11 protein-coding genes and 1 pseudogene are annotated in these 12,845 nt (G+C 45.2%); all 12 read left to right on the top strand.

What is annotated here, in order from left to right; all coding sequences use genetic code 11:
- The gene (locus B9N86_RS19410) at positions 1 to 948 is read left to right on the top strand and encodes an MTP-1 family protein (RefSeq protein ID WP_208914780.1); all 948 of its coding nucleotides are present in this window, start codon (positions 1 to 3) and stop codon (positions 946 to 948) included.
- 34 nt (positions 949 to 982) lie between these two features.
- Entirely contained in the window at positions 983 to 2,044 is a 1,062-nt protein-coding gene (locus B9N86_RS19405; protein ID WP_208914779.1) for a BtaManbiosPhlase, read from the top strand.
- A gap of 73 nt (positions 2,045 to 2,117) precedes the next feature.
- On the top strand, positions 2,118 to 4,685 hold the full coding sequence (locus tag B9N86_RS19400) for a beta-mannosidase (RefSeq protein WP_208914778.1): 2,568 nt from the start codon (positions 2,118 to 2,120) through the stop codon (positions 4,683 to 4,685).
- Between the two features lie 119 nt (positions 4,686 to 4,804).
- Entirely contained in the window at positions 4,805 to 5,782 is a 978-nt protein-coding gene (locus tag B9N86_RS19395; RefSeq protein WP_244563157.1) for a zinc-dependent alcohol dehydrogenase family protein, read from the top strand.
- A 1,080-nt stretch (positions 5,783 to 6,862) separates the two neighbouring features.
- Entirely contained in the window at positions 6,863 to 6,958 is a 96-nt protein-coding gene (comI, locus tag B9N86_RS30440) for a competence inhibitor ComI (protein WP_244562763.1), read from the top strand.
- 410 nt (positions 6,959 to 7,368) lie between these two features.
- Positions 7,369 to 7,557: a hypothetical protein gene (locus B9N86_RS19390; RefSeq protein ID WP_208914776.1), complete on the top strand. Its 189-nt coding sequence runs from the start codon at positions 7,369 to 7,371 to the stop codon at positions 7,555 to 7,557.
- A gap of 51 nt (positions 7,558 to 7,608) precedes the next feature.
- The gene (locus tag B9N86_RS19385) at positions 7,609 to 7,869 is read left to right on the top strand and encodes a hypothetical protein (protein ID WP_208914775.1); all 261 of its coding nucleotides are present in this window, start codon (positions 7,609 to 7,611) and stop codon (positions 7,867 to 7,869) included.
- Positions 7,870 to 8,208: 339 nt separating this feature from the next.
- Positions 8,209 to 9,294 carry a CHAP domain-containing protein gene (locus B9N86_RS19380; RefSeq protein ID WP_244562762.1) on the top strand — a complete coding sequence of 362 codons (1,086 nt, stop codon included), beginning with the start codon at positions 8,209 to 8,211 and terminating at the stop codon, positions 9,292 to 9,294.
- Between the two features lie 271 nt (positions 9,295 to 9,565).
- Positions 9,566 to 10,006 carry a GNAT family N-acetyltransferase gene (locus B9N86_RS19375; RefSeq protein ID WP_208914774.1) on the top strand — a complete coding sequence of 147 codons (441 nt, stop codon included), beginning with the start codon at positions 9,566 to 9,568 and terminating at the stop codon, positions 10,004 to 10,006.
- Positions 10,007 to 10,223: 217 nt separating this feature from the next.
- A complete protein-coding gene (locus B9N86_RS19370; RefSeq protein ID WP_208914773.1) occupies positions 10,224 to 10,859 on the top strand; it encodes a hypothetical protein in 636 nt (211 codons plus the stop codon).
- Between the two features lie 701 nt (positions 10,860 to 11,560).
- Positions 11,561 to 12,142 (top strand): annotated as a pseudogene (locus tag B9N86_RS19365) (histidine phosphatase family protein); the annotation flags it as partial.
- Between the two features lie 39 nt (positions 12,143 to 12,181).
- The gene (locus B9N86_RS19360) at positions 12,182 to 12,838 is read left to right on the top strand and encodes an NUDIX domain-containing protein (RefSeq protein ID WP_244562761.1); all 657 of its coding nucleotides are present in this window, start codon (positions 12,182 to 12,184) and stop codon (positions 12,836 to 12,838) included.
- The last annotated feature ends 7 nt before the right edge of the window (positions 12,839 to 12,845 follow it).

The raw sequence follows: 12,845 nt of genomic DNA, 5'->3' as shown, positions 1-12,845 counted from the left end.
ATGGAGTTAAACAAAGGCAGTGTAAAGACATGTGAAACACTGTTGCAGGAATATAACGAGCATGCACCGCTAGCAGAGAAAGCGGAGAAATTGGTGTTCACCGGAGTTGGTGACAAAGATGTTTACAATATTACGGCCCCATTTGAAGACGAAGGGGAGCAGGTTATTGCTGGACGCGTAGAATCGCGTGACAGCGAGCATTCAGAAGTCCATTTCTTCGTCGAGCTGGAAGGAAAATGGGTGCCGCGAGAAGGGGCGCCAATGTTTACGCTGCAGGATCCGTTCCAAACGCACATCGGCGGCGAGTTGGTACTCGGCGGTGTGCAGATTTATCCGCATCCAACGATGGAAAACGCGCTCATGTGGCGTACCGTATTTTATAAAGGCAAGAACATTGCTTCGCTTCAACCGTTCTTTACAGGACCGGACGGCATGAAAGACCTGCGACTCGTCGAGCTGAAGGATGGCAGCATTGGCGTCTTTACCAGACCACAGGGAGACAAGGGCGGCCGTGGCAAGATCGGCTTTTCCCGTGTGAACCGTTTGGAGGACTTATCAATCGATCTTATTAATGAAACGCCGCTGCTTGACGGACAATTTACCGACGAAGAGTGGGGAGGCGCCAACGAGGCGCACCTGCTGAATAATGGGTACCTCGGCGTACTGGGCCATGTCGCCAGCTTCGATGCACAAGGCGATCGCCACTATTATCCGATGGTATTCGCTCTCGACCCGGCAACGGGCCAATTTTCCGACATCGAACTGATCGCTGTCCGGAACAAGTTTCTTCCGGGAGCTGCAAAGCGTAGTGACCTTGAGGACGTCGTATTCAGTGGCGGTCTCGTACGCAATGAAGACGGAACGGCTACACTGTACGCCGGCATCAGCGATGCGGAAGCGCATCGGCTGACCATTGCTGATCCGTTTGAGAAATTTGAACAGGCTTAATAGGGTTAACATTTTGCTTAAGGAGTCTACATCAATGAACATTTACCGCTATGAAGAAAATCCGCTTATTACGCCGGCTGACGTTAAGCCACATCGCGACGACTTTGAAGTCATTGGCGCGTTCAACGCGGGCGTTGCGACTTATAATGGGGAGACGCTCTTGCTGCTGCGCGTAGCGGAGCGTCCGATAAGCAACGATCCGAACATCGTTAAAGCACCGGTGTTTAATCCGGAGACGAAGGAGCTTGACCTGATCGAGCTGCGTACAGATGACGAGCGTTACGACTTCTCCGATCCGCGCGTCATCCGTAACAAGGCGCAAAGTGCAACATTTGAATATTTGACTTCAATCTCTTATATCCGTATCGCGCGTAGCAAGGACGGGCACAACTTTACAATCGACGACGAGCCATTCGTCTATCCGTCCACTTCGCTTGAAACGTTCGGGATCGAAGATCCCCGCGTGACACAAATCGGCGACACTTATTACATCTATTTCTCCGCCGTATCTCCGGTTGGTGTCGGCGAATCGATGGTATCGACAAAGGACTTCGTGAATGTGACACATCACGGCATGATTTTTGGCCCGGACAATAAAGATGTGCTCATCTTCCCGGAGAAAATCAACGGCAAATATTATGCGCTGCACCGTCCGACAACAAAGAGTATTGGTAACCCGGAAATCTGGATTGCCGAGTCGGAGAACCTGCTTTATTGGGGCAACCACAAGCATCTGCTCGGACTGCGTCCGGGAATGTGGGATGGCGGCCGTATGGGCGGCGGCGCTGTGCCGTTTAAGACAGAAAAGGGATGGCTTGAACTCTACCATGGTGCAACGAAGGAGCACCGTTACTGCATGGGCGCCGTTCTGCTGGATTTGAACGACCCGACAAAAGTTATCGCTCGTTCCGGACAACCTGTTATGGAGCCGGATGCGGACTATGAGAAGAAGGGCTTCTTTGGCGACGTTGTCTTCTCTTGCGGGGCCGTCGTTGAAGGCGATACGGTGAAAATGTATTACGGTGTGGCCGATACATCGATGGCATGCGCTGAGCTTAGCGTGAAAGAAATTTTGGATAGCTTAACTTATTTGTAATCCTATAGAAATAGAGTGAAGAGAAGACGCCAAAACCAAGACGGTTTTGGCGTCTTCTGGATAGGAGAAGGAAATGAAACTAAACGAGAACTGGAAGCTGCGCGATTTCAACGTTGGTGAAGCACGCGATTTGGAGGTTGCTTCGCCCGACTATATCGATTATTTCTGGATGACGACGAAGGTGCCTGGTGACGTTCATACGACGCTGATCGAGCGGGGCATTATCGCAGATCCGTTCTATGGACACAACGATCAGCAGTGCCGATGGGTCGAGGAAAAGGTATGGTGGTACCGTACTGTATTTACCTGGGATGGTGAGATGGATGCCGGAGAGCGGATGGAGCTGCTCTTCGAAGGGCTAGATACGTTCGCGACCGTATATTTGAACGGGGTGGAGCTGGGCTCTACGGACAACATGTTTATCTCCCATTCATTTGAGGCGACGCGGGAGCTGAAGAAGGGTAAAAATGTGTTGGCAATTAAAATCGACCCAGTGCATCTGCATGCCAAGGACAAGATGCAGTATTATTGGTCCGGATTCAGTAAGAAACGGATCTGGACGCGCAAGGCGCAGAGCCATTATGGCTGGGACTGGGGTCCGCGACTAGTCTGTGCGGGCATCTGGAAAGATGTGCATCTCGTCAAGCGTCGTCATGCTTATGTAGAGAGCGTATTTGCACGAACAGTTGAAGTAACGGATAGAGAAGCAACCGTGGACGTAACGGTTGACGTGCGGGCGTTTGAACGGGGCAAGGTCTACTCGGCCTACGTAGAATTGCTGGATGCTACGGGAAAACAAGTAGCAGCAGAGTCGTTCTCGCTTGAGCGTAATACGGGACTCGTGCAGGATGGAGCTATTTGTGCGAATGGCTTGGCTGGTGATGTTACTCTGCGGGTGCCGAATCCTTCGCTATGGTGGACGCATGATCTGGGTGACCCATATCTGTATCAGTTAAAGGTGTCACTGCTGAGCGAAAGTGAAGCGGTTGATGTGCATGAAGAGCGGTTCGGTATTCGCACGTTGGAGCTGATGCGGCGCGACGAGGAGGGCCGCCATGCCTTCACATTTGTGCTGAACGGTGTGAAACTGTTCGCCAAGGGGGCGAACTGGATTCCGATTGACAGCTTTATTGCGGCAGTGCCCGACGCCCGTTACAGCCATCTGATTCGGATGGCGAAGGACGCCAACATGAACATGCTGCGCGTCTGGGGCGGCGGTATCTACGAGCGTGACATATTTTACGACGAATGCGATAGACTAGGGTTACTTGTCTGGCAGGATTTTATGTTTGCCTGCGCGCTCTATCCGGACTACAATCAAAACTTCATGAATAATGTGCGCCACGAAATCGAGCAAGTTGTCAAGCGGCTGCGCAGCCGGACATGCCTTGCAATCTGGTGTGGCAACAACGAGAATGACTGGTTGTATGAGGCGCTTCATGCGAGCGGGGAAATCCCTCATCCGTTCTATGGTGAGAAGATTTACCACGAGCTGATGCCAGCTCTACTCGACACACTTGACCCGACACGTCTGTACTGGCCGAGCTCGCCGTATGGGGGCAACGATCACAATTCACGCGAGGAGGGTGACACCCACAATTGGCAGGTGTGGCATGGCAATATCGAGCCGCGGGTGTTCGGTGAGCCGCAGGTGCAGGACTACAGTGTGGAAGGTTTGTCGTTCAAAAAGTTTAAGGGCGATACAACGAAGTTCGCGAGCGAATTCGGCATGCACGCGTCGTCTAACCGCTATACGCTGCAGCGCAACATTCCGGAAAGCCAGTTCTATTGGGGCAGCGAAGAGATGATGTACCGCAACAAGGATATCCACCATCCGAAGGGTATTTTGCTCATGGAAGGATATACGGGCGCGCCCACCAATATAGAAGAATATATGAATTATTCCATGCTGACGCAGGCGGAAGGGCTTAAGTACGGTATCGAGCATTACCGCCGCAATAAGCCGGACACGAGCGGCGCGCTGTTCTGGCAATTGAACGACTGCTGGCCAGGAACGAGTTGGTCGGTCATCGATTACTACGGACTGCCGAAGGCGGCGTATCATTATTCGCGTAAATTTTTTGCGCATGTGTTGCTGACGGTGGATCATGATGCCGATCAGGAGTTTGTGTTGTGGGCGCTGAATGACCGCATTCAGAACTATGACGATACGGTGCAGCTGACGGTGTACCGGATGGATGGCACGGTATTGTCAGAGCGCGAATTCGATCTGTCCGTACCGGCTAACGGCAAGGTACAGGTCGCTTCGTTGTCCGAAGCGGAGCTCACGTGTGGAGCTGATGCGTCAGACGTCGTATGTGTGGCGAGCTCGGGAAGTGGCGCCACGGAGGATAACTTCATCTACTTGCGAGATTACAAGGATATGCGCTTCGACTCGGCCCAGCTTCGGGTGGAAGTAGACAAGGCGGCCGCTGTTATCAGGGTGACAACGGATCGGGTAGCTCGCATGGTCAAGCTGGAGCTTGATGAGGAGTGGATAGTGCTGAGCGATAATTTCTTCGATCTTCTACCGGGGCAGACGAAGGAAATATCGGTAACGCAATCTGACGGTAAGCCGATCCCATGGGAGACATTGAGCGTGTCCGCTTTGAATGTGATCGGGAACAGCGCGCGCGGGTGACCAATAATAACAGGTTGAGGCTTGGAGCGGTCAGTTGGTAGGCTCTTGAGCCGGACATCAATATTTCGGAGAAAAGGGATGAGAGCATGAAGGCAGCGGTTCTTCGTGGTACGTTGAACATGGAAGTGATGGAGTGGGTTGAAAGGACGCTCGGTAAAGACGAGGTTATGGTGCGTGTCGCCTGCTGCGGTATTTGCGGCACAGACCAGCATATTTATCACGGCCATCCGGGATCAGCGGAGGTCGAGCCGCCGATTGTGCTCGGCCATGAGCTGGCGGGTGTCGTCGAGGCTGTGGGGGAACCAGTCACGGCTCTGCAGCCGGGCGACCGGGTATCGGTCGACCCGAATATGTATTGCGGGTCATGCGAATATTGCCGCGGTGGGCGTGCTCATCTGTGCGACCGGCTGCAAGCCGTCGGCGTGACAAGGGACGGTGGTATGGGCGAGATGTGTGTCGTGCCGGCGGCCAACTGCTACAAGCTGCCGGATCACGTCAGTTTGATGGAGGGGGCTATGGTCGAGCCGCTTGGTTGTGTGCTGCACGGCTACAAGAAGCTGGATCTGCGGCCGAATCAGCACGTGCTGATCGCAGGTGGTGGCTTCATCGGCCAGTTATTCCTGCAGCTCGTCAAGGCGGCGGGTGTCTCGCACATTACGGTGAGCGAGCCGAATTCGCATAAGCGAGAAGCGTTGCTGGCGCTCGGCGCGCATGCCGTTGTGTCGCCGTTTGACACCGAAGAGGCGGCCGGGCTGCTGGACTCCGCCGACGTCGTCATCGAATGCGTCGGCCGGCCCGAATCGGTCGAGCTGGCTGTCGCAGCGGCGCGCAAGGGAGGCCAAGTGCTGCTCTTCGGCGTCGCCTCGCCGGATGCGAGCGCAAGCTTCTCACCGTACGAAATTTTCAGCAAAGAGCTGCGTATCATGGGCTCGTTCATCAATCCGTACACGCACGAGGAGGCGATTGCGCTCATCGCGCAAGGCATCGTGCGGATCGAACCGCTCATCAGCCACTGCTTTCACTTGAACGACTTGCCGGATGTCATGGCTACGTATCCGGAGCTCAATGTAACCAAAGCGGTTGTTGTGCATAAATAGCTCGACAAAAGTTGTCCGCGACAACGAATAAGGCTATCCTACAGTCATTAAAGATGATTGTGGGATAGCCTTTTTTCTTCCTCATTCAAGGCAGCTTAGGCAATTCATATGGCCAGAGACAAAGAGGTAACGTATAAGCCGAACTTGAAAAATGCCTCGAACTATAAATCTCTTGAGGAATATATCCATACATGTGTGTTTTTTTCAAAAGTTCATAAGTGATTTGCTCAGTGAATGATTCGCAAATCCCTTTGTGAGAGGTATATTTACGAAGTGCGGTAATACGCGTAATATGGAAGTGTTCACGAAGTTCGTAGATAAGATGTTAGCTGAAATTGACCATAAGGGGTGAGATGATGAGTCTATTAATACGATTAATGCGTCCTCCATTTTTTAGTGTTATAGGAATAATGATATTTGTTCTTGCAGTAATAATGAAATTATCTTTTATTTTTGCGACGGATATAGGCATGAAAATAGTTACCTCAACTTCTTTTGCAGGCTTAATATTTTGCAGTACCTTGTGGGGGATTTTGGGGTTCTATGAATTTATTATTTTAATGAAGACATTTGTGAATTTGAAATTGAGATATGAGAATGGAGAAATCGATATAAAAACCTTTCATGATAAGTTAAGAGCTTCAAAATCAAATTACATAATCAATATTATTTACGTGATAATTGTAATCCTTTCATTTATTTATGTTGTACTCAATTGGGAAGAGATCAATATTTAAAGAAAGCTTGAGTGTACTTCAAAGAAGAGATCAACATCAGCTAACAATGTATTTACGCTGTAAAGATACGCTTCTTGGTCGCCAGATGCGTTAGACAGGGGCGTGGAATCAGGCGAAACCCTACGAGGCTAAGTGGCGGAGCCACCCGGTCGCTCAGCGACCTTAAGCCTCCCCTCTCGGGTTCGTGAATACAACAACGTTATGTGAAAGGGATGCACAATACAATTCCAAAAACTTATAAAAACAATATAAGAACACTTGTGCGTAGATGTAAATAAAGGTAAAATATAACTACAATTGAATCTTGGGTGGGCATGGTTTCCCTTCGAAAGGAGGTGAAGCCATGGAAGTTAAGGATGCATTAACGATTATGTTCCTCCTATTTGGATCATTCATTCTTGCTCTTTTAACCTACATTAATAACAACAAGAGAAAGTAAAAACCCACCCTAAGATTGGAAGTCGAAGGTGGGTTTGTTCCGTACTGACCAAGAAGGGAATACCCATCCAAGCCAATTGTATGGACCAAGTGTTAGCGCACTTGGTTTTTATTAACTTATAATAACACATGTAAAAACATGTATCAAAACAATATTGAAAAACGATCTAAAAATATGTAAGAAATTCAATGGAGGCATCACTATCATATAACACTATATCTACGCCGCGTCGCTACGCCCCTTGGTCTGCCCGAAGGTTTTCGGAGAAGTGGATTCAGCAGACAACCCTGCAAGGCTAAGTGGCGAAGCCACCCGGCAGCTACGCTGTTTTAAGCCGCTTGAACGTCGTGAATGCAGAAACGTTATAGGAAATCAGCGCAAATCAATACAAAATAGGTGGACCATACTATATGAATTATTTCGATCATTTAGAATCTGAAAAGACAGATATAATTAAACGGTTAGAAAAATTATTTGAGCTATATAAAGTTGAACCCGTTGGCAATGGATATATAGACTGCATCGTTATGAAGGATAAGTTAGAGAACTTTATTAGTGAACTATCAGTTATAGGTATACTTGTTACCGATGTTTCATGATGGTGTTATGTAAACCCGGATAGTGCTGAATCATTAGGATGTCCCCATGGAATGGGTGGTCCAAAGTCTGAATATTATGATGGTTGGTTCAGTGAGTTGCAGAATGATCTGTATGAGGTTGATAAGAAAAGTGTAGACTCAATATTTTATGATAAGGAATTGGTTTCTTTAACGAATTCGGATACATTGAAGGCAATTCAAGACCTATTGAAAGAACCTTTTAAATACACACCCGCTGAATATATAGAAGGAAATAAGTGTGTTATGCCTGGTTTATGGTTGCTTGTCCCAGATGATTGGAAACGAGGATAACTATAATAAACCAATCATTAAAGCATATGTAACTTTTTAATGGAATGCGCTGAAATCCAATAACATAATATCACGCAGTAGGCCGACTGGCGTCGTCTCTTGGTCCACCAGAGGAGATTGGCGCATGAAGGCGGAGTCAGGCGGACAACCCTGCATTGGCTAAGTACGTCGGACCCGGCGACTTCGTCGCCTTAAGCTAGTGAGGGTTCGTGAATACGGGAACGTTATAGGAAACCAGCTCCAGATTCACCGAAGTAAATATAGACTCTAACATAATAATGGTATTGAATAATAAAGCTATTATTAAAAATTGTAGAAGTGAGGAGGCGAAAATTTACAGTGAGTGAACAAATGGGATCAAAAGCAAATAAGCGACTTGACAGTGTTCGTGTACTTGTTCAAGAAATGATCATATCAATGGTTAGCATACTCCAGAGACAGGAAGCGTGTGTTCATTTGAACGGGGTGTCTAACTTTTCCTCAATGCTTGCAAAGAAAAGAGGACAAAATCAGGAATTGGCAGCAATCATAGGATTACTTCACGATTATTATTACTATAAAACCGGAATCCATGAGTTTCCTGGTCCCAACAGTGCCGAGACCGTAAGACCTCTATTAAGAGATATGAATATTTTTACTAAAGAAGAGCAGACCACAATCCTAAAGGCAATCTTTCATCGAGGGGACAGAAGTAGGGTCCATGGTCCATATGAAGAAATCGTCAAGGATGCATATGTGATGCAGCTGTACTTTCAGAATTCGAGCCGTATTTTATCGCAGCAGGATGTTAGTAGACTTCGGAATGTGTTTCGTGAATTGGCGATTCCAGAAGATTTTTCGGACGAGATGCATGACAGTGACAAGAGAGGGATTCTCCAGAACACGGACAGACGCAGTAAATTGGCTGATATTGCGGAAGCACTTGGGAGAGAGAACATCATTGGAGTGCCGGGAGATGAACGATATCGAGAAATCTGTAACTATTGGCCTGATCAAGGTATCTATAAAGTATTACAGAGCAATTGGTGCGCTGCTTTCGTGTATCACTGCTGCATGCAAGCTGGATTTCAACTACCGATTCGAGACCCGAATGGTATGTATCGGCTGGCTGGGGTAGGGGCTTGGTTAGATTGGGCACAGTTACCTGAAACCGGATTTCTTTGTTTTGATGGGCAGAATGGGTTTACTCCTCAACGCGGCGATATCGTGATCTACGAAAAATTGCTAACCGATGTCTCACACGATCATATAGGTATTGTTTTAGCATGCGATGACAAAGAAATATTAGTTGCAGAGGGTAACAGAGATAATCAGAATTACTCCAGCGTTTTCTACAGAGATAGGTGGCGTTGCATACTTGGCTATATCCGTATCGATAATGACTACCGATTTCATTTTAGTGGCGATTACAATCCAATTATTTAAGGATGATTGACAATGGATTGTGCTTTGTTCGTAAGGATTTGAACTACAGGAGAAGTATGATTAACTAATAATGTAGGCATTTCGAAGAAAGCGCTGACATTCTATAAAATGTATCTACGCTGCGGGCAGACAACCTTGCACTGGCTAACCGCATCGCGGCCGTTCCTATCGGACCTTAAGCGTGAGGGTTCGTAGATACAAGAACGTTATCGGAAAGATACGCAAGGAAATTATTAATAAAAATACTTATGTGTTTATGAGGGAGAATAATATGTCTGATATCATTTTTGAAAATATCAAGATCACACTAGAATCGAATGACACTGATTATGAAGAGGTTTGTAATAATTTATATCAGTATAATGTTCGCGCAACCAATGAATTATTAAAAAAACCTGGGAAGGATATAAATTTATATTTAAAAGATGAATCGGGAAAAGCAATGGGCGGTTTGTTTTGTGAAACTTGGTTATACGGATTGTATCTTGATGTTTTTTGGATAGCTGATGAATATAGACATAAAGGATATGGAAAAGTTATGTTGACTGAAGCAGAAAGATTGGGGAAAGAACTCGGATGTACATTTGCCCATACTTGCACTTTTACCTATCAATCTCCGGAATTTTATAAGAATATGGGTTATGAGATATTTGGAGTTAATGATGAATACCCAGATGGAATAAAACAATATTTTTTGAAAAAGAAGTTGTAATGAAAGATTAATAATGTCACGAGTATAATTCAGAAAGTATATCAAAGATGACGTATCCATCCAATAACACAGTATTCATGCATCGGCTCAGCCTCGGTCAGAAATAGCGAATTCACTATGTGGCTTGGTCACTGACAACCTGCTGACGCAGGTTCATGAATACCCGGAACGTTAGGTGAAATCATATGCAAATACTTTTTTAAGGGGGAATTCTTAGATGCATATTAGAGGAATAATCCTTGAGGGTTATTCAAACTCTGGGAAAACTTCATTATTAAGAACAATAAAATTAATGATGTCTCAAGATGAAAGTGCAGAACGAAGTCTTATTGTTCTGGGAGAGCACTATTCTCAAGTTTTAAATAATGTGAACGGAGATTTTTTATCTTTAGGGAGGTCCGATCATATTAAGTTACTGCAAGAAAGAGCAGAAATGTTAAAGAGATTAAATGAATGGGCTATCGGGTTAGGCCCATTTTCTCGTAAATCAAGAGGATTGTTTTTTGTTCTAGAGCGTTTTCATCTAAATCACAGAGTAGCCTTTAGCGATACGTTAAGCAATGAAATTGTAGAATTAGAACAGAATTTGGTTGTACTTAATGCGAAATGTGCATTGTTGACCATTTCGGATGATATTGTTGAGGAAAGAATAATGAGCAGAGATGCTGGATTGTGGAAAGGAAAACCGAAAGAAGAGATTATAAATGCATGTAATGAACTAGTAGAAACACAAAAACTATTAAGAGAACAAGTTAAATTGTCTAAAGTGCCATCAATTGAGATAAATACTGATTCTAAAGAATGGGATAAATACGCGAAACAAATAATTGAGTATACTGATCTTGAAGGATAATACTGAGGGGCATATTACACCGCCTAACAATACATTCACGCATCGATCCATACGGCCCTCGGTCCGTGGGAAATAGATTCGAAGCAGCTGATTTAGCGGATAACCCTGTACCGACTAAGATAAGAGTTATCTAAGCCGGTGAGGGTTCGTGAATGCAAGAACGTTATGCGAAAGTCCTGAGAACATATATTCATATAAATCTGAAAGACTAAAGATTATATCTGAGAAAGGATTCGATGATGAATAATAAAACAACTACAATTTACTTATTGACACTCCCACCCCTAAAGGGGCAAGTTTGCAGGCACAGATAGGATTCTTGAGTAGTTAACGCCCTCAATCCATTTCTGTTTTGGACAACTCTCAAGTTTAGGGCGTGTCATCGCCCCTCCTAAGACAGTGCATATAGCATCTTAGGCTCTCACCCTGTTACCAGATGAGACAGGTTGTTTGCTCAAATGTTTTAGCGTCTTGTTCTTGACGACTTCATACATTTTACGTGGCGAAAGAGTTAGTCGCCACAACCGCATATGTATACTATTTTCAAAGAGCGAGCATACGTTCACTATACCCTAACTGGCAGTGTAGGGCAATTAAGCTGTCTAATGACAGCCCTTGCCCTAAGCCGATTCATCCCATGCCTAAAGGCTAGGGCTTTTTTTCGGCTAGAATATGTAAGACATGGATAGACAGAATGGAATGTCGAACATAAATTACAAGGACATCAAGACTCTCCATTAACAGATTTAGGGGTTAAACAAGCTCAATGGTTAGGTGAATCAATACAGAATGAGCAGATAGATATTATTTATTCAAGTTCAAGTCGTAGAGCCGAAAGAACAGCTGAACTAATAAGGGGTTTAAGGGAAATCGAAATAATTGAAAATGATAATTTGAAAGAGATTAATTTAGGAGTTTGGGAAGGTAAACGTCAAGAAGCAGTTAAGGAGTTATATCCGGAGCAATTTCACTATTTTTGGCAGGATCCAGAGAAGTTTAATGTACAGAGTAGCGAAACTTTTCAGGATGTATCGAAACGAGCAATAAAACAATTACATCAAATTATTGATAAAAACCAAGGTAAATCAATATTGATAGTAACTCATACCGTTGTAGTTAAATTGCTTATGGCATATTTTGAAGATCGACCTATAAAGGATATTTGGAATCCTCCGTATATACATCCAGCCTGTTTATGTAAGATTGAATTCGAAATGAATAAAACAAATATTATTTTACATGGAGATATAAGTCATTTTAAAGAAGACCCTATTGTAGGTTGATCAGGAAGCAGGACCTTTGCATAACAAAATATTCGCGCTGTGGCCCCTGACGGAGCCTTGGTCTGCCCGAGGCATTTCGAGGAAGTTGAATCAGTCAGACAACCCTGTGAACCTAACCGCTTCGCGGCCGGGACTAGGTCCCTTAAGGTTCTCGGGTTCGTGAGTACAAGAACGTTAAGCAAAAACGTGCTAACCCTTTTAAAACCAACAATTTTAGAAGGAGACTTCAAGATGATAAAAGAAGAACAGCCACATAAGTACCACGTGCTGGCTCGAGGAGTCATATTAACCGATAACCATCTTTTAGTTGCCCATTGCATAGGAATGGATAACACATTTTTACCAGGAGGACATGTTGAGTTTCATGAAAGTATTAGAACCTCTTTGTATAGAGAGATAAATGAAGAACTTGGTTTAATAAGTGAAGTCGGGCCGTATATAGGAGCAGTAGAAGCTGAACACGAAGATGAAGGAACATATCATCAAGAGATAAACCATATTTTTATTACTAAATTAGAAAACGCAGATTATAGAAAGAATCCAGAATCAAAAGAGAGCCATTTAGAATTTTATTGGATACCCATAAATGAGATGGACCGACATAACCTTCTTCCTCAACCAATGAGAAAGATTATTGAAAACTATATAAATGATGTTGAAGGGCCCTTTTTCGAAAGTACATTCGAAGAAGTTTAGTGGGGTT

Origin of the sequence: Paenibacillus uliginis N3/975 (genome assembly GCF_900177425.1) — a bacterium.
Lineage (GTDB): Bacteria > Bacillota > Bacilli > Paenibacillales > Paenibacillaceae > Paenibacillus_AQ > Paenibacillus_AQ uliginis.
The sequence above is the reverse complement of the archived record's forward strand: the minus strand, read 5'-3'. Positions and strand labels throughout refer to the sequence as shown.

Bases quoted from the DNA above. Each gene is read 5' to 3' on its own strand.
- B9N86_RS19410 (WP_208914780.1), top strand. From the start codon at position 1: ATGGAGTTAAACAAAGGCAGTGTAAAGACATGTGAAACACTGTTGCAG.
- B9N86_RS19405 (WP_208914779.1), top strand. From the start codon at position 983: ATGAACATTTACCGCTATGAAGAAAATCCGCTTATTACGCCGGCTGAC.
- B9N86_RS19400 (WP_208914778.1), top strand. From the start codon at position 2,118: ATGAAACTAAACGAGAACTGGAAGCTGCGCGATTTCAACGTTGGTGAA.
- B9N86_RS19395 (WP_244563157.1), top strand. From the start codon at position 4,805: ATGGAAGTGATGGAGTGGGTTGAAAGGACGCTCGGTAAAGACGAGGTT.
- comI (WP_244562763.1), top strand. From the start codon at position 6,863: ATGGAAGTTAAGGATGCATTAACGATTATGTTCCTCCTATTTGGATCA.
- B9N86_RS19390 (WP_208914776.1), top strand. From the start codon at position 7,369: ATGAATTATTTCGATCATTTAGAATCTGAAAAGACAGATATAATTAAA.
- B9N86_RS19385 (WP_208914775.1), top strand. From the start codon at position 7,609: ATGGGTGGTCCAAAGTCTGAATATTATGATGGTTGGTTCAGTGAGTTG.
- B9N86_RS19375 (WP_208914774.1), top strand. From the start codon at position 9,566: ATGTCTGATATCATTTTTGAAAATATCAAGATCACACTAGAATCGAAT.
- B9N86_RS19370 (WP_208914773.1), top strand. From the start codon at position 10,224: ATGCATATTAGAGGAATAATCCTTGAGGGTTATTCAAACTCTGGGAAA.